The following is a 20,268-nucleotide window of genomic DNA, read 5'->3' as shown; positions in this document are numbered from 1 at the left end:
TCAGGCCAGCAGCGGTGCCAGCGTCTCGCCGAGAAGTGAGACCCGGCCCGGCACATGGCCGTTGGCGGCCGCGTTGACGGTGAAGCCGTCGACTCCCGCGGCCAGGATCTCGGCGTAGCGCGCGGCGACCTCGTCGGGGTCGCCGATGATCATCTGCCCGCGACGCACCTCGGCCGCCGGCGTGCGCCGCACGTACTCCTCGAACTCGGCGACCGCTTCGTCGTGGGTGGGCGCCATGCACACGTAGGTCTGCACGGTCACGGTGATCTCCGAGCGATCCCGTCCGAGCCGCTCGCAGTGCTCGTCGAGGGCGGCGAGCTTGCGGGGGATGTCGGCCGGCGGGCACAGCAGATTCGACTCGTCGGCGTACTGCGCGACCATCCGCAGCGTCTTGCGTTCGCCGCCGCCGCCGATCATCACCGGGATCGTCGACAGCGGCGCGGGCACGTTGAGGGCCTCGCGCACCCGGTACCGCTTTCCGTCGAGGGTCGGCCGATCGCCGGCCAGCATGCCGCGGATGATCTGCAGCGCCTCTTCGAGTTTCTCGAACCGGTCGGTGAAGGTGCCGAACTCGAACCCGAGCGAATCGTGTTCGAGCTCATACCATCCTGCGCCGATCCCGAGCTGCGCGCGACCGCCGGACACGATGTCGAGGGCGGTGACGGTCTTCGCGAGCAACGCCGGGTTCCGGTACGTGTTACCGGTGACCAGGGACGACAGCCGCACCGTGGAAGTGTGCTGGGCCAGCGCCGACAGCAGCGTGTAGCACTCGATCATCGGATCGTCGGGTTCCCCGAGCATCGGCAGCTGATAGAAGTGGTCCATCACGAAGACGGTGTCGAAACCGGAGGCCTCGGCCTCCTTCGCCTGCGCGACGATCGTCGCGAACAACTGCTCGTCGGGAACGTCGGGGTAGGTGAAGTTGGCGATCTGGTAGCCGAGTCGGGTCACGCGTCGACCCTAGTCCCGCAACGTCTGTCGTGTGCGGTTCAGCGATGCGCGAGTGATCGCGCGAATGTCCCGATCCGCTCGGTCAGCTCGTCGAAGACGGCGTCGACGTCGGCGCCCGTGGCGATGCGCGCGTTGGGTCCCGCGGGCATCCACCGCTCGTCGGCGACCGTCATGCCGCGCGTGAGCGTGCCGGTCAGTTCCACCCCCACATGCGCCGGGATCGTCTCCACCAGACCGGGATCGAGGGCGACCATCGCCGCGAACGGATCGTGCAGGTGGGCGAAGTAACCGTGCTCGTGGTCGTGGTGGAACTCGAAGTAGAACCGCAGGGCGTCGGTCAGGTGCCGGACGATCTCGTTGTCGGCCACCGACCTCGTCCCGCGTTCGTCGTCGGCGTCCGGGCATTCCAGCGGCGTGCTCCCCGCCGCCGCGGCGAGGCGGACGAGGTGGTCGGGCGTCATGACGACCTGCTCGGTCAGGTCGAGGGAGCACACGATCGGCGCCGGGGCGCCGGCGGTCCCGAAGGCCGCGAACACCTCCGCGGCGGCCTCCGGGTCGACCGCGACGTTCCACTCCGACACCGCCGTGGTGTTGCCGTGGGCGTGGAACGCGCCGCCCATGATCACCAGCCGCCGAAGCCGCGACGGCAGCGTCGGATCCCGGCGGATCGCGATCGCGAGGTTGGTGAGCGGGCCCGTCGCCAGGCCGACGAGTTCGCCGTCGTGTGCGTGGGCGGCCTCGATCCACGCGTCGGCGGCGTCGACGGGGCTGGGGGTGATGGTCGGGGTCGGCAGCTCGGCGTGGCCGACGCCGAGCGGGCCGTGGGTGTCCTCGGTGGTCATCAGATCGGCGACCAGGGGAGCGGGCGAGCCGACGTGGACCGCGATGTCGGGCCGGCCGCACAGTTCGAGCCACGCCAGGTTGTTGGCCGTCACGACGTCCACGGGCACGTTGCCCGCGGTCGACGCGATCCCGACGATCTCGACGTCGGGGCGCGCCAACAGATACAGCAGCGCGACCGAGTCGTCGATGCCGGTGTCGCAGTCGAAGAACAGTCGCTGGGTCATGCACCCGATTGTGCCGTTTGGCCCGCTACGCGCCGCATCCGGACGGGTTCGGCCCTACGATTCCCCAAGACATATGCCGTCGCTCGACGGCTGCCACCACTGCGCGGAGGAACCGTGATCGCACAACGTCTTTCACCGAGGCGTCTTTCGTCGGATCGTCGATCGTCGGGCCATGGCCCGTTGGGCGGGGGGCCGGCACGTCGCTTCTCGTCGGCGCTCGCGCCCAGGCGCGCGGCGGTCGCGGTCGGCGCGTGCGCGGCACTGTTGCTCGCGGCGTGCGGCAGTGGCGAGGACACCTCGACCGGTGCGGTGCCCTCGATCCCCACCCCGGTGGTCACGCCGGTCGTCGGCGAGGTCATGTTCGCACCGACGCCGTTCCCCGGGTCGGACGGCAAGGACCACCTGGTCTACGAGATCTCGCTCACCAACTTCATGCCGACCCCGGTGACCATCGCGGGCGTGACGGTCTTCGGCAGCGATCACGACCCGGACGACGGGCACGACCACGACGCCGACGACGAGGGTGCCGGCGCGTCGGTGACCATGCTGGAGCTCGACGAGGCCGGTGTGGACGCCCGGCTCAAGCCCACCGGCGCGCCGTCGGCGCCGAGTCCCGGGGCGCCCGAAGGGTTCTCCGCGGTCCTCGCTCCCGGCCAGAACGGTGTCTTGTTCCTGCACGTCACCTTCGACGGGAAGGCCCCGAAGAGTCTGAGCCACGAGATCGACGTCCGCGCCGACGAGGCGCCGCCGGAGCGGCGGCGGACCACCGAGCGGATCGCCGCGGTCGAGGTCGACGACGACGAGGTGCCGGTGCTGGGCCCGCCGCTGAACGGCGAGCACTACATCGCCGCCGACGCCTGCTGCGACGCGGTCCGCCACACCCGTGCCGTGCTGCCGCTCGACGGCTCGCCCGTCATCGCACAGCGCTATGCGGTCGACTGGGAGCAGGCCGGTCCCGACGGGAAGATCTTCGTCGGCGACCCGAAGGACCCGGCGAGCTACCGCATCTACGGAGACGACGTCCTCGCCGTCGCGGACGGGACCGTCGTCGCGAGCCGCAACGACCTGCCCGAGCAGGTGCCCGGGGAGTACCCGGCGAACCTGCCGATCGCCGACGCCGACGGCAACAACCTCGTCCTCGACATCGGGGACGGCTTCTACGTCAACTACGCCCACATGCAGCCCGGATCGGTGCGCTTCAAGCCGGGCGACAAGGTCAGGCGCGGCGAGGTCATCGGCAAGGTCGGCAACACCGGCAACTCCGTCGCCCCGCATCTGCACGTCCACGTCATGAACGGCCCGTCGTTCCTCACCTCGCAGGGCGTGCCCAGCGTCACCGACGTGTTCGAGATCACCGGCCGCGTCGCCGACACCGCCGCCTTCGACGCCTCGGAGGGCACCGGGGTCCCGCTGAAGATGGCGCCCGGTGTGGCGGTTTCCACACAAGAGGACCGGATGATCCTCGACCAGAGCGTCGTCACCTTCCGCGTCGGCTGACGGCGCCCGCGCGGCGGCGGGCGCCTCGACAGGAGCGGATGCGTCCGTACGGTCGGGTAGATGACCCCTCCGACCCCTGACCTGTCACCACATGACCTGTCGATGCCGGACGTGACCACCCGCGCGTTCGAGTGGACCGAGACGAACCGCGAATGGCTCGTCGAGAACCCGATCCGCATCGTCGCCTACGTCCTCGCGGCGCTCGTCGCGCGGTACGCGATCCACCGCGCCGTCGACCGCGCCACCCGTCCGCGAGCCAAGGACGGCGAGAAGCCGCGCAGCGCGGCCCTGATCCGCTCTCTGCGGCCCAGAAACGCCCCGACGGAACGTAGTGCCCAGATCGCCGCCAGGCGCGCCCAGCGGGCCGCCACGATCGGTTCGGTGCTCAAGTCCACGGTGTCGATCGTGTTGCTCGTTTGGGTCGTGCTGTCGGTGCTGAGCGTCCTCGGCGTCAACATCGCCCCGTTCATCGCCTCCGCCGGCATCGTGGGCCTCGCGATCGGCTTCGGCGCGCAGAACCTCGTGCGCGACTTCGTGACCGGGGTCTTCATGCTCCTCGAGGACCAGTACGGCGTCGGCGACATCGTGGACCTGGGGGAGGCCGTCGGCGAGGTCGAGACGGTGGGACTGCGCGTCACCACGCTGCGCGACGTCGACGGCACGCTCTGGTACGTCCGCAACGGCGAGATCGCCCGCGTCGGCAACATGAGCCAGGAGTACGCGGTCGCCCGCGTCGACGTGCCCGTGGCGCCGGGCGCCGACATCGACGAGGCGCAGCGCGTCGCCGACGAGGCGGCCCGGCAGGCCCTCGCCGACGACGACACCGATGTGCTGGGCCCGGTCGAGATGCTGGGCGTGCAGGAGGTGGCGTCCGACCAGATCGTGCTGCGCGTGACGGTCAAGACCAAGCCCAACGGCCAGTGGGCCGTTCAGCGGCGTCTGCGACGGGCCATCCTGCGGGCGTTCGTGGACAACTCCGTCGACCTGCCGTACGTCCGTGCGATGGCGATGGAGGCGAACTGAGGCCTGAAGGGCTGATCCCGGACACCCGAGAACTCCCGGAAACGAGAGAACCCCGGCCCTGGGGCCGGGGTTCTTCTCTGTGGTGTCCGAGGGGGGACTTGAACCCCCACGTCCGTTAATAGGACACTAGCACCTCAAGCTAGCGCGTCTGCCATTCCGCCACTCGGACTTGTGCTCTGCTCCCTCGATCCGGCGGGATTTCTCCCTGCCCTCTCGCGGCAGCGGGATAACAGTAACCGAGGTTGCCCGTGTTCCCCAAATCCCGTAGGAGTGAGGGGTGTCTTCACAGCGTGCGACCGAGGAAGTCGTCGAGCTCGTCAGCCAGTTGATCAGGTTCGACACCACCAACACGGGCGAGCCCGAAACCACGAAAGGCGAGGCAGAGTGCGCCAAATGGGTGGCGCAGCAACTCGAGGATGTGGGATACACCACACAGTACGTCGAATCGGGCCGTGAAGGCCGCGGGAACGTCTTCGCGCGGCTGCCCGGACCCCCGGATTCCGACCGCGGCGCGCTGCTGATCCACGCGCATCTCGACGTGGTCCCCGCCGAACCGTCGGACTGGAGCGTCCACCCGTTCTCCGGTGCGGTGAAGGACGGATACATCTGGGGCCGTGGGGCGGTCGACATGAAGGACATGGCCGGCATGGCCCTCGCGCTGGCCCGGCAGTTCAAGCGCGACGGCACGGTCCCGCCGCGCGAGCTGGTCTTCGCCTTCCTCGCCGACGAGGAGGCCGGCGGTGCGTGGGGCTCGCACTGGCTCGTGGAGAACCGGCCGGATCTGTTCGAGGGCGTCACCGAGGCCGTCGGGGAGGTCGGCGGCTTCTCGTTGACCGTGGACCGCCCGGACGGCACCCAGAAGCGCCTGTACCTCGTCGAGACGGCCGAGAAGGGCCTCGGGTGGATGCGACTCGTCGCCGACGCCCAGGCCGGCCACGGCTCGTTCCTGCACTCCGACAACGCCGTCACCGAGGTCGCCGAGGCGGTCGCGCGCATCGGCCGCCACACCTTCCCGCTCGTGATGACCGACTCGGTGAGTCAGTTCCTGGCCGAGGTGAGCGCGGAGACCGGCCTCGACTTCGACCCGACCTCGCCCGACCTCGAGACCGCGCTGTTCAAGCTCGGCAACCTCGCCCGCATCATCGGCGCGACGCTGCGCGACACGGCCAACCCGACGATGCTCAAGGCCGGCTACAAGGCCAACGTGATCCCGCAGAAGGCCGAGGCGGTCGTGGACTGCCGCGTCCTGCCCGGACGCCAGCAGGCGTTCGAACGCGAGATCGACGAGCTGATCGGGCCGAATGTGACCCGCGAGTGGATCACCCACCTCGACTCGTACGAAACCCGCTTCGACGGGCACCTCGTCGACGCGATGAACAACGCGATCCTCGCCCACGACGAGAACGGCAAGACCGTGCCGTACATGTTGTCGGCGGGCACCGACGCCAAGGCCTTCGCCAAGCTCGGCATCCGGTGCTTCGGTTTCGCGCCGCTGCAGCTGCCGCCGGACCTGGACTTCGCCGCCCTGTTCCACGGCGTCGACGAGCGCGTCCCGGTGGACGCGGTCCTGTTCGGCACGAAGGTGTTCGAGCACTTCCTCCTGCACAGCTGAGCGCTCACCTAGAGTGGGCAGCAGCATGTCCGATGTGTGAAACGTGAGAAAGGTGAACCGATGCCGTCGTCCTTCGACCCGTATTCCCCGCTTCCGAGCCTGCCGAGTTTCACGCTGAGGTCGGAGAACCTCACCGACGGCGCGACACTGGCCAACGGCCAGGTCAGCGGGATCATGGGAGCCGGCGGCGAAGATCTCTCGCCGCAGCTGACCTGGTCCGGATTCCCCTCGGAGACCAAGTCTTTCGCGGTCACCTGCTACGACCCCGACGCCCCGACCGCATCGGGTTTCTGGCACTGGGCGGTCGCCGACATCCCGGCCACGGTCACGAGCCTGCCCGAGGGCGCGGGTGACGAGACGGGCTCGGGCCTGCCCGAGGGAGCTATCACGCTCACCAACGACGCGTCGCTGCGCCGCTACATCGGCGCCGCGCCGCCGCCCGGGCACGGCCCGCACCGCTACTTCTTCGTCGTCCACGCCGTCGACGTGGAGTCGCTGAACCTGCCCGAGAACGCCACCCCGGCCTACCTCGGCTTCAACCTGTTCTCGCACGCGATCGCCCGCGCGACGATCATCGGCACCTACGAGCAGCCCGGCGAGAACGTCTGACCGAGGCCTCTCGAACGCCGACGGCCCGACCGGATCATCCGGTCGGGCCGTCGGCGTATCGCCGGTTGTACGGTCAGGACCCCGAGCGCGCCGCCGAGCCCACGGCGTCGGCGATCGAGGAGAACCCGCCGGCGCGAACCCGCTCGGCCAGCCCGGCGTTGAGTTGGTACAGCCACAGTGGGCCGCCGTAGATGAACCCCGTGTAGACCTGCAGCAGGTCGGCGCCGGCGCAGATCCGCTCCCACGCCTGGTCCACGGTCTCGATGCCGCCGACGCTGACGATGGCGATCCGGCCCCCCACGCGGCCGTAGAGCCGCCTGAGGACCGCGAGGGACCGGTCGGCCACGGGAGCGCCGGAGAGTCCGCCCGCGCCGATCGCCTCCACCTGCTCGGCCGGGGTGCGCAGACCTTCGCGCCCGATCGTGGTGTTGGTCGCGACGATCCCGGCGAGCCCGAGCTCGACGGCCAGGTCGGCGACCGCGTCGATGTCGGCGTCGGCGAGGTCGGGGGCGATCTTCACCAGGACGGGGACGTGGACCTCGTCCTGGACGGCCTGCAGGATCGGGCGCAGCGAGTCGACGGCCTGGAGGTCACGCAACCCAGGCGTGTTGGGCGAGCTGACGTTGACGACCACGAAGTCGGCGAGCGGACCGAGCAGGCGCGCCGACAGGCGGTAGTCGTCGATGGCGTTCTCGAGGGGCACGACCTTCGTCTTGCCGATGTTGGCGCCGATCGGGATCGACACGGGGCCGCGGCGCACCTCGGCGAGGTGCCGCGCCGCGACCGGGGCACCCGGGTTGTTGAAGCCCATGCGGTTGATCAGCGCGCGGTCGGCGGGGAGCCGGAACAGGCGCGGCTGCGGGTTGCCGGGCTGTGCCTGCCCGGTGATGGTGCCGACCTCGGCGAACCCGAAACCGATCTGCCCCCACGTGTTGACCGCGCCGGCGGTCTTGTCGAAGCCGGCCGCCAGGCCGATGGGCACCGGGAAGTCGACCCCGAACACGCGACTGCGCAGGACCGGGTCGTGGTGGGCGAGCAGCTTCGCGACCGGGTGGGCCAGGATCGAGACCCGGCCGACGACACGGAGTGCCGCGAAGACGATGTGGTGGATGCGTTCCGGGTCGACCAGGAACAACACCTTGAGCAGCAGGGGATAGAGCCACCGGTTCAGCGTGATCAGCGCTTTGGTGGCGACGGGGGTGTTCAGCATGCCTGGGCACTCCGGGGGTCTCGGCCGTCGTCGGTGTCGAGGGGTCGTGCGACGCGCGGCGGGCGGCGGCGCTTGAGCAGGACCTTGCGGGTCCCGTCGGAGTACAGGCGCACCCGGGACAGTTCCCAGCCGCCGAACTCCGCCTCGATCGCCAGTCGCATCGACGCGGTCACGCGCGTGACGTCGGGAGGAAGGCGCAGCAGGATGCACTCGAAGTCCTCCGACGTGACCTCCCAACCCTTCGGATAGCGCGAGCCGAGTCGCGCGAAGGTGCGTGAATGCCGCGGCGGGAGGTGGTTCTTCGATCGTCGTTCAGAGGTCATCGTCACCGGCCCGGCTCGACAGGGGCGACGCCGAGGGGCGTGTCGGATTGCGGGACGACCTGCAGGAGACCGTCGCGCGCGGAGAGGACGTAGACCGTGCCCTTGTCGTCGACCGTGATGCGGTCGGGCTGGACGACGGACGCGAACCGCTGCTTCTCGGAGGGTTCGCCGTCGGCCAGGTCATACGCCACCACCTCGTTGTTGCCCGTCGTCGACACCCAGAGCAGGTTGCGGGTGTCGTCGTAGTCTACGGCGTACGGGCCGTCGGCGACCGGGTAGCGGAACCGCATGACCAGCGGCGAACCGTAGAAGCCGAGGATCTCGCCGTCGCGGGTGTTGGCGACGAGGATGCGCCCGTGGCGATCGACGGTGGAATTGGTGGCGCCGTTGCCGGCGCGCAGCGCGGGCCCGAGGTCGCCGTCGGCGGGGTCGATCGGGGTCACCGACGACTGGGCGCGGTCGAGGACGACGACCTGGTCGTCGAGTCCCTCGGCCGACGCCGGCGCCGCGGTGAGCGCGTCGACACGGACGAAGTCGCGCTTGTCGTGCTTCTCGGCGAGGTCCTCGTCGAAGATGAGGACGCGGCCGTCTTCGGTGCCGACGACGATCTGCCCGCCCGCCGCGCGCACGACGGCCGTCGGCGAGTCGGCGTCGAGGTTCGCGGTGCGCGTCGCGCCCGACGCGTCGACGACGACGAGGTTGCCGGGGCCGACGCCGAGATAGCCGCCGTCGCGGTCGGCCGCCAGCGCCGTCAGGCCGGGCACCGCGATCGGGGTCGGCGGGGCGGTGATCGACGCGGCGTCGTAGCGCAGCACCTGGTTGCCGTCGGGGGAGAGGACGGCCACCGTCGACCCGGACGAGGCGAGAGCGCGGGCGCCGGCCGGGGCCGGGACCGTGGAGCCGGCCGGGTTCGACGCCGCCGGTGCCTCGGAGGGGGTCGCGGGGGCGACTGTCGGGACGTCCGGGGTGCCGTTGTCGTCGGACCCGCAGGCCGTGATGATCGCCACACCCGCGGCGAACGCGGCCGCCGCGGCGACGGGGCGCCGCAACCGTGCGAGGCCTCTCGGGGGCTGGTGACGGGGGCGCGATCGTCTGGGCGAGTGCATGAATCCATCTTGCGCGACCGGCCGACCGGCCCCGGCGGCCGGGTCGACCGGGTGGGCGCCGCCGCGGGTACCAGTAGCATCGGGCGCCGTGACCGACACCATGACCTGGACCCAGTCGATCGTCCTCGGGGCGCTGCAGGGTCTCACCGAGTTCCTGCCGATCTCGTCGTCCGGGCACCTGCGCATCGCCTCGGAGCTCATGTTCGGCGAGGACGCCGGGGCCTCGTTCACCGCGGTCACCCAGCTCGGCACCGAGGCGGCCGTGCTGTTGTTCTTCGCGCGTGACATCGTCCGCATCATCGCGGCGTGGTTCCGGGGTCTGTTCGACGCGGACGAACGCGACCTCGACTACCGGATCGGCTGGTATGTGATCTTCGCGACCATCCCGATCGGTCTCATCGGATACCTGTTCAAGGACGAGATCCGCACCAGCGGACGCAACCTGTGGCTGGTGGCGGTCATGCTGATCGTGTTCGCGGGCGTGTTCTGGCTGGCCGAGCGGTACGGCAAGAAGCAGCGTCCGCTGGAGAAGCTGACGCTGCGCGACGGCCTCACGATGGGCGCCGCCCAGTGTCTCGCCCTCATCCCCGGTGTCTCGCGGTCGGGAGCGACGGCCAGCGCCGGCCTGTTCCTGGGCCTCGAGCGCGAGGCCGCGTTCCGGTTCTCGTTCCTGCTGGCCATCCCCGCGGTGACCGCCTCGGGCCTGTTCAGCCTGCCCGATGCGTTCAGCCCGAGCGGCTCGGGCATGGAGGCCACCGGTCCGCAGTTGCTCGTGGCGACGCTCGTGGCGTTCGTCGTCGGCTACGCGGCGATCGCCTGGTTGCTGAAGTTCGTCGGCTCCCACTCGATGAACTGGTTCGGCGGCTACCGGGTGATCCTCGGCGTGACGCTGATCATCCTGTTGTCGACGGGCGTCATCCCGGCCACCTGATCCCGCAGATCCAGCTCCGCGCGGGTTCGTCGTGTGCGGCGTGTCCGGTCTCATGCCTATGGTTGTGGAATGACCGTGATCCTTCTCCGGCACGGCCGTTCGACGGCGAACACCTCAGGCCTGCTCGCCGGTCGCAGCCCCGGAGTCCACCTCGACGACCGGGGCCGCGCACAGGCGGACGACCTGGTGACCCGACTCGCCGACTACCTCGGCGAGATCCGGGCCGTGGCCCGCTCGCCGCTCGACCGGTGCGCGGAGACCGTGGCGCCGCTGCTGAGCGCCCTGGGCACCAACGGCGACCGTCCGCCGGAGATCGTCGTCGACGAGCTCATCGAGGTCGACTACGGCGGCTGGACCGGCCGCCCCATCAAGGAGCTGCTGGGCGAGCCGCTGTGGAAGGTGGTGCAGCAGCAGCCGTCGGCCGCGGTCTTCCCCGACGGCGAGGGACTCGCCGACGTCCAGGCCCGCGCGGTGCGCGCCGTGCGCGAGCTCGACCGCATCTACGGCGGGCCCGACGGGTCGGGGGTGTGGGTGGCCTGTTCCCACGGCGACGTCATCAAGTCGGTGATCGCCGACGCGATGGGCAGCCACCTCGACTCGTTCCAGCGGATCGTGGTCGAGCCGGCGTCGATCAGCGTGATCCGCTACGGCTCGGCGCGGCCGTACGTGCACACCGTGAACCACACCGCGAAGGTCCCGGTGCCCCGGCCGCCCCGCGAGGCTGCGGCCGCCGACGACGCGGTCGTGGGCGGTGAGACCGGCGCCGACGCCGACGCGTCTGCGACGGTCCCGGCGACGTCGCGATAATGAACACAACAGTCGAGGAGGTGTGATGTCCCGAGCGATCCACGTGTTCCGGAGTCCGGACCGGTTCATCGCCGGCACCATCGGGCAACCCGGTGACCGCACGTTCTACCTCCAGGCCGTGCACGAGTCCCGCGTCGTCAGCGTGATGCTGGAGAAGCAGCAGGTCCAGATTCTGGCCGACCGGATCGGCGCACTGCTCGACGAGATCCACCGCCGGTTCGGCACCCCGGTGCCGCCGCCGACCGACCGCGTCGGCGATCTGAGCCCGCTGGTGATGCCGGTCGACGCCGAGTTCCGCGTGGGCACCATGGGATTGGGTTGGGACGCCGAGTCCGAGGCCGTCGTCGTCGAGCTGCTCGCCATCACCGAGGGCGAGTTCGACGAGAGCGTCGTCCTCGACGACACCGACGAGGGCCCCGACGCGGTGCGGGTCTTCCTGAGCACCGCGGCGGCGCGCGAGTTCGCCGCGCGCTCGGCGAAGGTCATCTCGGCCGGTCGACAGCCCTGTCCGCTGTGCAACGAGCCGCTCGACCCGAACGGGCATCTGTGCGTGCGCACCAACGGCTACAAGCGGGACGCCGAGCTCAGCAAGTCGCTCGACTTCATCGACCCGGCGGTCTTCAACAGCCTTGCCGCGCAGGGCGACCCGAGCTTCTCCGTCGAGGACGACGACGAGCCGGACGATCCCGACGACCCGGACGAGACCGGTCCCGAACGGCCATGACGCCCGAACCCGCGTCGGAGCCCGCTGCATCGGAGCCCGTTGCGTCAGAAGCCGTTGCGTCGGAATCGCTTTCGGAGTCGGCGTCGGAGGTGGCGGTCCTCGACGTGCTGCGCGAGGGCGAACTGACCATCCTCGGGCGCATCCCGTCGGCGAGCAACGCCACGCTCGTGTGCGACGCCGCGCTCGACGACACCGAATTGCGGTGTGTCTACAAGCCGGTCCGCGGCGAGGTCCCGCTCTGGGATTTCCCCGACGGCACGCTGGCCGGGCGAGAGGTGGCGTCGTACCTCGTCTCCGAGGCGCTCGGCTGGGGCGCGATACCCGCCACGGTGCATCGTGACGGCCCGGTGGGTCCGGGCATGGTGCAGCGCTGGATCGAGACCCCGGACAATTCCGAACACCCGCGCGCCGACGGCGGATCGCCGCGGGTGGACCTGGTCGACCTGTGTCCCGCCGACTCCGTGCCCACCGGGTTCTTCGCGGTGCTCGAGGCCTACGACCACACCGGCGAGCCGGTGGTCCTCGTGCACGCCGACGACCCGCGGCTGCAACGTCTCGCGGTGCTCGACGTGGTGCTCAACAACGCCGACCGCAAGGGCGGCCACGTGCTCGAGGGGCTCGACGGCGGGGTCTACGGCATCGACCACGGGATCTGCCTGCACTCCGAGGAAAAACTGCGAACGGTCCTGTGGGGCTGGGCGGGAGAGCAGGTGCCGGCCCATCTCGTTGCCGACGTGGCGACGCTGGTCGAGCAGCTCCAGACCGCGGGTTCGGAGTTGCGCGAGGAACTGCGGGAGCTGATCACCGCGGACGAGATCGAGGCACTGACGCTGCGGGCGATGGTGATCGCGGAGAACGCGACGATGCCGTTCCCGCCCGGACGTCGTCCCATCCCGTGGCCCCCGTTCTGAGGCCTGCCGCGGTGTCCCGGCTCTGATCGCGTCGTCCCGGACGGCCCCGCGACCGCGGCGGCCCGTGCACCGGACGGCCCGTGAACACCGTCCGCGCGGCGGGCAATACAGTGGACGCCATGCAGTCGTGGCCCGATGTGGAACTTCCGGTGGTACCCGGCGGTGGACCCGCCCTCCGTCTCTACGACACCGCCGACCGAGCCGTCCGCCCCGTGGCGCCGGGGGAGACCGCCACCATGTACGTCTGCGGGATCACCCCGTACGACGCGACCCACCTGGGTCATGCCGCCACCTATGTGACCTTCGACCAGATCAACCGCGTGCTGCGCGACCAGGGCCACGACGTTCACTACGTCCAGAACGTCACCGACGTCGACGATCCGCTGTTCGAGCGCGCCGACCGCGACGGAGTGGACTGGCGCGACCTGGGCGCACGCGAGACCCAGCTCTTCCGTGACGACATGACCGCGCTGCGTGTCCTGCCGCCGCGCGACTACGTCGGCGCCGTCGAGTCCATCGGCGAGGTCATCGAGGTCGTGGAGAAGCTGCTGGCCTCGGGCGCGGCCTACGTCGTCGACGACGCGGAGTACCCGGACGTCTACTTCCGGACCGACGCGACCGAGCAGTTCGGCTACGAGTCCGGCTACGACCGCGAGACCATGGCGCGCTTCTTCGCCGAGCGCGGCGGCGACCCCGACCGCCCGGGCAAGCGCGATCCGCTCGACGCGCTGCTGTGGCGCGCGAAGCGGGAGGGCGAGCCGTCGTGGGATTCGCCGTTCGGTCCGGGCCGGCCCGGCTGGCACATCGAGTGCTCGGCGATCGCGCTGAACCGCCTCGGCATCGAGTTCGACATCCAGGGCGGCGGCAACGACCTGATCTTCCCGCACCACGAGTTCTCCGCGGCCCACGGTGAGGCGCTGACCGATTCGCGTCGCTTCGCCCGCCACTACGTGCACACCGGCATGGTCGGCCTCGACGGCGAGAAGATGTCCAAGAGCCGCGGCAACCTGGTCTTCGTCTCGCACCTGCGCCGCGACGGCGTCGACCCGGCCGCGATCCGGCTGGCGTTGCTGGCCGACCACTACCGTGGCGACCGCATGTGGACGCAGGGTGTCCTCGACACGGCCGTCGAGCGCCTCGCCCGCTGGCGCAGCGCCTTCGCCGCGGCAACCGGCCCGGACGCGACCGAGGTCATCGCACGCGTGCGCCAGCACCTCGCCGACGACCTCGACACCCCCAAGGCGCTGGCCGCCGTGGACGGGTGGTGCGAGGACGTGCGCATCGGCATCGGCTCCTCGGCCACCGCGCCGGGCGAGCTGGCCGCCGCGGTCGACGCGCTGCTCGGCATCCCGCGGACTCCGCAGGCCGGCTGATCGGCCGAGATCGGTTGCGGCAGGAGTCGACCGGGCGTGCGTGCCGGCGACACCGCACGACGGTCGCCGGCCGCACTGGGTAGAGTGCTCTCGTGGCGCGTGTGCAAGAGATCCGACCCGACACGGACTCCGGGGTGTTCACCGTGGTCACCCGGACGTCCACGTATCTGCTCGACTTCGACGAGATGACGCTGTTGCGTGCACCGGGTGTCGGTGGCACCGAGAGCGAGGAATGGACCGTGAGCCGGCTGCGCCGCGACTCCGAGGACATCCCGCTGCTGGGGGTCAAGTCCTGCCGTCTCGGCGAATCCGCCCAGTTCTGGGTGCGCGCGGCCGACGACCCGGATGTGCGCACGTGGCGCATCACCACGCCCGTTGTCTCGATAGAGAAGATCGGCTGAGTCTCGATAGAGAAGATCGGCTGAGTCTCGATAGAGAAGATCGGCCGGGTGTCGTCAGAAGATCGCCTGGTCTCGGCGGAGACCGTCCGGCTCAGCCGCGGATCCGGTCCCGCAGCGCGTTCAGGGCGTCGAGGTAGAGCGACGGCTGCTGCCGGTGGATGTCGTGTCCCGACGGGATGTTGTCGACCAGCAGGCAGTCGGGCATGAGCGTGTGGGCGCGGTTGGCGTCGTCGGAGGTCATCGCACCCAGCAGGACGCCGTCCTGGTCGTGGGTCGTCGTGTGCAGCAGGGTTGCCGGGACGCGGACCCGGCGGAGGGTCTCGGCCTGGTCGAATCCGGCGAGCCAGCTGCCGTCGTAGAACATCTCGCCGTAGCGCAGGTCGTAGTCGCCCGTCCCGTCCTGCAGGCAGGCCGTGAGCGCGATCGCGCGGTTGAGGGTGGGCGGCAGCCACCACAGCTTCGGGACGACGCGGGGATCGCGGTCGAGGCGGCGCTCGACCGGTCCGCGGACCAGCGACTGCCACGCCCGGTCGCCGAACATCGTCCGCAGGTAGCTGTGCTGCAACCAGTACCGGGTCCAGCTGTCCGCGCCCGCCGAGGCGCCGGCCTTGAGATAACGGTGGATGTTGCGGAACGTGTCCAGCCAGGCGTAGGTCGAGCGTGCTCGCTCGGGTTCGGTCCCGAAGAAGGGCGCGTCCTCGATCAGCACGGCGCGCACGCGGTCGGCGAAGTCGGCGGCCAGGCGCACGGCCAGGAGCCCGCCGTAGGAGTGACCCGCGACGACGACGGGAGCGCCGACGACGTTCTCGACGAACCAGGCCAGCGCCTCGGTCTGCGGCAGGGCGGGGTACCGCGACGGGTCCTTCTCCGAACCGCCGTGCCCGAACGCGTCGACGGCGAACACGTGCCAGTCACGGGTGAGGGTGCCGAGGACGGATGCGTAGTCCGCCCACGACACCTGCTGGCCGTGGATGAGCAGCAGGGGAGCACCGCGCGCGGGTCCCTCGCCATAGGTGATGACCGCTCCGTCGGGTGTCGTGACCGCCCGCGCGCGCATCCCGCTGGACGCGAGTCGGGCCGCCTCCCGGGTGTCGTAGGTGAGATTGCGCGCGGCGTACGCCGCGGTTCCGGCGCCCAGAGTGGCGATGCCCGCCGCGATCCCGGCGCCGACGCGGGTGGCCGTCGACCGGTTGCCGCTCACCCTCCGAACGGCCCCTGTTGTCCGCGGCGCTTGAGATAGCGCTCGAACTCGGCGGCGAGTGCGTCGCCGTCGATCTTGGCCATGACCTCGTCCGGATCGAGTTCGGCGTCGCCGCGCTCCTCGAGGCCGCGCACGTACTCGGCGATCTCCTCGTCGTCCTCGGTCATCTCGGTGACCGCGCGCTCCCACTCCTCGGCCTGTTCGGGCAGCGTCCCGAGCGGCACCTCGATGTCGAGGACCTCCTCGACGCGCGTCAACAGGGCGACGGTCGCCTTGGGGTTGGGCGGCGTGGACACGTAGTGCGGGACCGCGGCCCAGAAGGACACCGCCGGCACGCCGGCCTGGACGAAGAGGTCCTGGAGGACGCCGGTGATGCCGGTGGGTCCCTCGTAGCGGCTCTCGGCCAGGTTGTACCGCTCGGCGGTCTCGCTGCTGTACGCCGATCCGGTGACCGGCACCGGGCGCGTGTGCGGGGTGTCGGCGAGGAGCGCGCCGAGCATGACGGTCATCTCGACCTCGAGCCGGTGGGCGAGTTCGACGATCTCGGCGCAGAATGCGCGCCAGCGCATGTTCGGCTCGATGCCCCGGACCAGCACGATGTCGCGGTCGGCGCCGCGCGGGCTGCACCAGGAGATGGAGGTCGTGGGCCACTCGATTCGCCTGGTCACGCCGTCGATGAGCTTGATGGTGGGACGGTTGACCTGGAAGTCGTAGTATTCATCGGAGTCGATGTCGACGAGCGGACGGGCGTCCCATTCGAGTGCGAGATGCTCGACCGCGCTGCTGGCGGCGTCTCCGGCGTCATTCCATCCCTCGAAGGCTGCGAGCAGAATGGGTCTGCGCAGCCGGGGGAGGTCGGACATCTGCTCAGCGTTCACCGAACCAGCCTACGACCGAACACGCAGAGAGGGCGAACTACGCTGTCAACCATGTCCTTCGAAAACCCCGGCCACCGACCGAGCGACTTCGACACGACCTTCATGTCGTCGATGTCGCGGCGAGTGCTGATCGGCGACGGGGCGATGGGCACGATGCTGCAGGCCGCGGATCTGACCCTCGACGACTTCCTCGGCCTCGAGGGCTGCAACGAGATCCTCAACGACACCCGCCCGGACGTGCTCGAGGCCATCCATCGCGCCTACTTCGAGGCAGGTGCGGACGCGGTGGAGACCAACACCTTCGGCTGCAACCTGTCCAACCTCGGCGACTACGACATCGCCGACCGCATCCGCGAGCTGGCCTACAAGGGCACCGCGATCGCCCGCGGCGTCGCCGACGAGATGGGGCCGTCGGCCGACGGGACCGACCGCTACGTGCTCGGTTCGATCGGCCCGGGCACCAAGCTGCCCAGCCTCGGTCACACCACCTTCGCGGTGATCCGCGACGCCTACATCGAATGCGTCATCGGCATGCTCGAGGGCGGCGCCGACGCGGTGCTCATCGAGACGTGCCAGGACCTGCTGCAGGTGAAGGCGGCGGTCGTCGCGGCGCGCCGGGCCATGGACCGGGTCGGCCGACGCATCCCGATCATCACCCACGTGACCGTGGAGACCACCGGCACGATGCTGCTCGGTTCGGAGATCGGTGCCGCACTGGCCGCCATCGAGCCGCTCGGCGTCGACGTGATCGGCCTGAACTGCGCGACCGGTCCCGCCGAGATGAGCGAGCACCTGCGCTACCTGTCCAAGCACGCGCGGCTCCCGGTCTCGGTCATGCCGAACGCCGGCCTGCCCGTGCTCGGCCCGAACGGCGCCGAGTACCCGCTGACGCCGGAGGAGCTGGCCGAGGCCCTCGCCGGGTTCGTCGGCGAGTTCGGCCTGCAGTTCGTCGGCGGCTGCTGCGGCACCACCCCCGAGCACATCCGCCAGGTCGCCGAGGCGGTCGCCGGGGTCACGCCCGCGACCCGCCGGCCCGAGCACGTCTCGGAGACCTCCTCGCTCTACACCGCGGTCCCGTTCGACCAGGACGCCAGCTTCCTGGTGATCGGCGAGCGGACCAACACGAACGGGTCCAAGGCCTTCCGCGAGGCGATGATCGCCGGCGACTACCAGAAGTGCCTGGACATCGCCAAGGACCAGACGCGCGACGGCGCGCACATGCTCGACCTCAACGTCGACTACGTGGGTCGCGACGGCGCCGCCGACATGACCGCCCTGGCGAGCCGCTTCGCGACGTCGTCGACGCTGCCGATCATGCTCGACTCGACCGAGCCCGACGTCATCCGCGCCGGGCTGGAGACGCTGGGCGGACGCTGCGCGGTCAACTCGGTGAACTACGAGGACGGCGACGGCCCGGACTCGCGGTTCCACAAGATCATGGAGCTCGTCGTCGAGCACGGCGCCGCGGTCGTGGCGCTCACGATCGACGAGGAGGGGCAGGCGCGCACCGCGGACTGGAAGGTCCGGGTCGCCGAGCGCCTCATCGCCGACATCACCGGCAACTGGGGCCTCGCCGAAGAGGACATCATCATCGACGCCCTGACCTTCCCGATCTCCACGGGTCAGGAGGAGGTCCGGCGCGACGGCATCGAGACCATCGAGGCGATCCGTCGCCTCAAGGAGGCGCATCCCGACGTCCACTTCACGCTGGGCATCTCGAACATCTCGTTCGGCCTGAACCCGGCCGCGCGGCAGGTGCTCAACTCGGTGTTCCTGCACGAGTGCGTCCAGGCCGGTCTCGACACCGCGATCGTGCACGCCTCGAAGATCCTGCCGATGGCGCGCATCCCCGAGGAGCACCGCCAGGTCGCGCTCGATCTCGTCTACGACCGTCGCCGCGAGGGCTACGACCCGCTGCAGAAGCTCATGCAGCTGTTCGAGGGCGTGTCGGCGGCGTCGGCGCGTGAGTCGCGTGCGCAGGAGCTGGCCAAGCTGCCGCTGTTCGAGCGTCTGGAACGGCGCATCGTCGACGGCGAGCGCGACGGCCTGACCGACGACCTCGACGAGGCGATGAAGCAGGTCCCGCCGCTGGCGATCATCAACGACACCCTGTTGTCGGGCATGAAGACCGTCGGCGAGCTGTTCGGCTCGGGCCAGATGCAGCTGCCCTTCGTGCTGCAGTCCGCCGAGGTGATGAAGGCCGCGGTGGCCCACCTCGAACCGCACATGGAGTCGACCGGCGAGGACGGCAAGGGTCGCATCGTGCTCGCGACCGTCAAGGGCGACGTTCACGACATCGGCAAGAACCTCGTCGACATCATCCTGTCGAACAACGGCTACGAGGTCGTCAACATCGGCATCAAGCAGCCGATCTCGACGATCCTCGAGGTCGCCGCGGACAAGCGGGCCGACGTCATCGGCATGTCGGGTCTGCTCGTGAAGTCGACCGTGGTGATGAAGGAGAACCTCGAGGAGATCAATTCCCGGGGCCTCGCCGACGAGTACCCGGTGCTGCTCGGCGGCGCCGCGCTGACTCGCACCTACGTCGAGAACGACCTGTCCGACGTCTACGAGGGCGACGTGCACTACGCGCGTGACGCGTTCGAGGGTCTGCGCCTGATGGACGAGATCATGGCCCGCAAGCGCGGCGAAGGTCCCGATCCGGACAGCGAGGAGGCCAAGGCGGCCGCCGCCAAGGCCGCCGAGCGCAAGGCGCGTCACGAGCGCTCCAAGCGGATCGCCGAGAAGCGCAAGGCCGCCGAGACGCCGGTCGAGGTGCCCGAGCGGTCGGATGTGGCCGCCGACAACGAGATCCCGACTCCGCCGTTCTGGGGGACCCGGATCGTCAAGGGCATCCCGGTCCACGACTATCTGCAGTTCCTCGACGAGCGTGCGCTGTTCCTCGGCCAGTGGGGCCTGCGCGGCGCCCGCGGCGGCGAGGGCCCGTCGTACGAGGAGCTCGTCGAGACCGAGGGCCGTCCGCGGCTGCGGTACTGGATCGACCGGCTCGCGACCGAGAACATCCTGCAGCACGCCGCAGTGGTGTACGGGTACTTCCCGGCGGTGAGCGAGGGCGACACGGTCCACGTGCTCGCCGAGCCGGATCCGGATGCCGAGGTGCGCCACAGCTTCTCGTTCCCGCGCCAGCAGCGCTCGCGCTTCCTGTGCATCGCCGACTTCATCCGGTCGCGCGAGGCGGCGAAGGAGGCCGGCAAGGTAGACGTCATGCCGTTCCAGCTGGTGACGATGGGGCAGCCGATCGCCGACTTCGCCAACAAGCTGTTCGCCGAGAACGCCTACCGCGACTACCTCGAGGTGCACGGCATCGGCGTGCAGCTGACCGAGGCGCTCGCCGAGTACTGGCATCAGCGGGTGCGCAGCGAGTTGCGGTTCGACGACCGCAGTGTGGCCGCCGAGGATCCGGAGCACCCGCAGGGCTTCTTCGACCTCGAATACCGCGGTGCGCGTTTCTCGTTCGGCTACGGCGCCTGCCCGAACCTGGAGGACCGCGCCAAGATGGTCGCGCTGCTCGAACCCGAGCGCATCGGCGTCGAGCTGTCGGAGGAGCTGCAGCTGCATCCCGAGCAGTCCACCGACGCGTTCGTGCTGCACCATCCCGAGGCCAAGTACTTCAACACGTAGCC

18 protein-coding genes and 1 tRNA gene are annotated in these 20,268 nt (G+C 70.1%); 11 read left to right on the top strand and 8 right to left on the bottom strand.

From position 1 onward, the window contains the following. The gene (locus E1P53_RS03945; RefSeq protein ID WP_109236950.1) at positions 1 to 951 is read right to left on the bottom strand and encodes a TIGR03560 family F420-dependent LLM class oxidoreductase; all 951 of its coding nucleotides are present in this window, start codon (positions 949 to 951) and stop codon (positions 1 to 3) included. Positions 952 to 989: 38 nt separating this feature from the next. Then, entirely contained in the window at positions 990 to 2,018 is a 1,029-nt protein-coding gene (locus E1P53_RS03940) for a nucleoside hydrolase (RefSeq protein WP_131733530.1), read from the bottom strand. Between the two features lie 180 nt (positions 2,019 to 2,198). Here E1P53_RS03940 and E1P53_RS03935 point away from each other — a divergent pair, with 180 nt between their 5' ends. Then, positions 2,199 to 3,515, top strand: a complete 1,317-nt coding sequence (locus tag E1P53_RS03935) for a M23 family metallopeptidase (RefSeq protein ID WP_131733529.1) — start codon at positions 2,199 to 2,201, stop codon at positions 3,513 to 3,515. 102 nt (positions 3,516 to 3,617) lie between these two features. Continuing rightward, entirely contained in the window at positions 3,618 to 4,538 is a 921-nt protein-coding gene (locus E1P53_RS03930) for a mechanosensitive ion channel family protein (RefSeq protein WP_131733828.1), read from the top strand. 80 nt (positions 4,539 to 4,618) lie between these two features. On the opposite strand, the gene E1P53_RS03925 is transcribed toward E1P53_RS03930, so the two are convergent. Continuing rightward, a tRNA-Leu gene (locus E1P53_RS03925) sits at positions 4,619 to 4,707 on the bottom strand. Positions 4,708 to 4,815: 108 nt separating this feature from the next. Between E1P53_RS03925 and E1P53_RS03920 the strand changes: the two genes are divergently transcribed. Both E1P53_RS03920 and E1P53_RS03915 read left to right on the top strand, forming a co-directional pair. Further along, on the top strand, positions 4,816 to 6,150 hold the full coding sequence (locus E1P53_RS03920; protein WP_006899467.1) for a M20/M25/M40 family metallo-hydrolase: 1,335 nt from the start codon (positions 4,816 to 4,818) through the stop codon (positions 6,148 to 6,150). A 60-nt stretch (positions 6,151 to 6,210) separates the two neighbouring features. Continuing rightward, positions 6,211 to 6,759, top strand: coding sequence for a YbhB/YbcL family Raf kinase inhibitor-like protein (locus E1P53_RS03915; RefSeq protein WP_006899466.1), 549 nt, complete (start codon positions 6,211 to 6,213; stop codon positions 6,757 to 6,759). Between the two features lie 73 nt (positions 6,760 to 6,832). Here E1P53_RS03915 and E1P53_RS03910 read toward each other — a convergent pair whose 3' ends face one another. From E1P53_RS03910 to E1P53_RS03900, 3 genes are read right to left on the bottom strand one after another with little or no spacing between them, the layout of a single operon-like run. Next, positions 6,833 to 7,969: a quinone-dependent dihydroorotate dehydrogenase gene (locus E1P53_RS03910; protein WP_131733528.1), complete on the bottom strand. Its 1,137-nt coding sequence runs from the start codon at positions 7,967 to 7,969 to the stop codon at positions 6,833 to 6,835. Beyond that, a complete protein-coding gene (locus E1P53_RS03905) occupies positions 7,963 to 8,292 on the bottom strand; it encodes a DUF5703 family protein (RefSeq protein ID WP_131733527.1) in 330 nt (109 codons plus the stop codon). Before E1P53_RS03905 ends, E1P53_RS03910 begins: the two co-directional genes overlap by 7 nt. Before the next feature lie 2 nt (positions 8,293 to 8,294). Further along, positions 8,295 to 9,341: a PQQ-binding-like beta-propeller repeat protein gene (locus tag E1P53_RS03900; protein WP_131733526.1), complete on the bottom strand. Its 1,047-nt coding sequence runs from the start codon at positions 9,339 to 9,341 to the stop codon at positions 8,295 to 8,297. Between the two features lie 145 nt (positions 9,342 to 9,486). Between E1P53_RS03900 and E1P53_RS03895 the strand changes: the two genes are divergently transcribed. The 6 genes from E1P53_RS03895 (at position 9,487) to E1P53_RS03870 (ending at position 14,545) form a co-directional block, all read left to right on the top strand. Then, entirely contained in the window at positions 9,487 to 10,329 is an 843-nt protein-coding gene (locus E1P53_RS03895) for an undecaprenyl-diphosphate phosphatase (protein WP_006899462.1), read from the top strand. Between the two features lie 69 nt (positions 10,330 to 10,398). After that, positions 10,399 to 11,136: an Rv2135c family putative phosphatase gene (locus E1P53_RS03890; protein ID WP_131733525.1), complete on the top strand. Its 738-nt coding sequence runs from the start codon at positions 10,399 to 10,401 to the stop codon at positions 11,134 to 11,136. 25 nt (positions 11,137 to 11,161) lie between these two features. Continuing rightward, positions 11,162 to 11,860, top strand: coding sequence for an Rv2134c family protein (locus tag E1P53_RS03885; protein WP_006899460.1), 699 nt, complete (start codon positions 11,162 to 11,164; stop codon positions 11,858 to 11,860). Beyond that, positions 11,857 to 12,771: an Rv2133c family protein gene (locus E1P53_RS03880; RefSeq protein ID WP_131733524.1), complete on the top strand. Its 915-nt coding sequence runs from the start codon at positions 11,857 to 11,859 to the stop codon at positions 12,769 to 12,771. Before E1P53_RS03885 ends, E1P53_RS03880 begins: the two co-directional genes overlap by 4 nt. Before the next feature lie 119 nt (positions 12,772 to 12,890). Then, positions 12,891 to 14,144 carry a cysteine--1-D-myo-inosityl 2-amino-2-deoxy-alpha-D-glucopyranoside ligase gene (mshC, locus tag E1P53_RS03875; protein WP_040526473.1) on the top strand — a complete coding sequence of 418 codons (1,254 nt, stop codon included), beginning with the start codon at positions 12,891 to 12,893 and terminating at the stop codon, positions 14,142 to 14,144. 92 nt (positions 14,145 to 14,236) lie between these two features. Then, on the top strand, positions 14,237 to 14,545 hold the full coding sequence (locus E1P53_RS03870) for a hypothetical protein (RefSeq protein WP_006899457.1): 309 nt from the start codon (positions 14,237 to 14,239) through the stop codon (positions 14,543 to 14,545). 91 nt (positions 14,546 to 14,636) lie between these two features. On the opposite strand, the gene E1P53_RS03865 is transcribed toward E1P53_RS03870, so the two are convergent. Continuing rightward, positions 14,637 to 15,746, bottom strand: a complete 1,110-nt coding sequence (locus E1P53_RS03865; RefSeq protein WP_131733523.1) for an alpha/beta fold hydrolase — start codon at positions 15,744 to 15,746, stop codon at positions 14,637 to 14,639. Further along, a complete protein-coding gene (locus E1P53_RS03860) occupies positions 15,743 to 16,624 on the bottom strand; it encodes a PAC2 family protein (protein ID WP_109236958.1) in 882 nt (293 codons plus the stop codon). The genes E1P53_RS03865 and E1P53_RS03860 overlap by 4 nt, the downstream gene beginning before the upstream one ends. A 51-nt stretch (positions 16,625 to 16,675) precedes the next feature. Between E1P53_RS03860 and metH the strand changes: the two genes are divergently transcribed. Then, positions 16,676 to 20,266 carry a methionine synthase gene (gene metH, locus E1P53_RS03855; protein WP_181954801.1) on the top strand — a complete coding sequence of 1,197 codons (3,591 nt, stop codon included), beginning with the start codon at positions 16,676 to 16,678 and terminating at the stop codon, positions 20,264 to 20,266. Positions 20,267 to 20,268: the final 2 nt, after the last annotated feature.

The sequence above is a fragment of the Gordonia paraffinivorans genome (genome assembly GCF_900683595.1).
Taxonomy (GTDB): Bacteria; Actinomycetota; Actinomycetes; order Mycobacteriales; family Mycobacteriaceae; genus Gordonia; species Gordonia paraffinivorans.
This window is presented reverse-complemented; position numbering and strand designations above follow the sequence as displayed.

Coding starts and splice junctions, on each gene's coding strand:
- E1P53_RS03910 (WP_131733528.1), bottom strand. CDS start 7,969: ATGCTGAACACCCCCGTCGCCACCAAAGCGCTGATCACGCTGAACCGG.
- E1P53_RS03915 (WP_006899466.1), top strand. CDS start 6,211: ATGCCGTCGTCCTTCGACCCGTATTCCCCGCTTCCGAGCCTGCCGAGT.
- E1P53_RS03880 (WP_131733524.1), top strand. CDS start 11,857: ATGACGCCCGAACCCGCGTCGGAGCCCGCTGCATCGGAGCCCGTTGCG.
- mshC (WP_040526473.1), top strand. CDS start 12,891: ATGCAGTCGTGGCCCGATGTGGAACTTCCGGTGGTACCCGGCGGTGGA.
- E1P53_RS03905 (WP_131733527.1), bottom strand. CDS start 8,292: ATGACCTCTGAACGACGATCGAAGAACCACCTCCCGCCGCGGCATTCA.
- E1P53_RS03930 (WP_131733828.1), top strand. CDS start 3,618: ATGCCGGACGTGACCACCCGCGCGTTCGAGTGGACCGAGACGAACCGC.
- E1P53_RS03940 (WP_131733530.1), bottom strand. CDS start 2,018: ATGACCCAGCGACTGTTCTTCGACTGCGACACCGGCATCGACGACTCG.
- metH (WP_181954801.1), top strand. CDS start 16,676: ATGTCCTTCGAAAACCCCGGCCACCGACCGAGCGACTTCGACACGACC.
- E1P53_RS03890 (WP_131733525.1), top strand. CDS start 10,399: ATGACCGTGATCCTTCTCCGGCACGGCCGTTCGACGGCGAACACCTCA.
- E1P53_RS03885 (WP_006899460.1), top strand. CDS start 11,162: ATGTCCCGAGCGATCCACGTGTTCCGGAGTCCGGACCGGTTCATCGCC.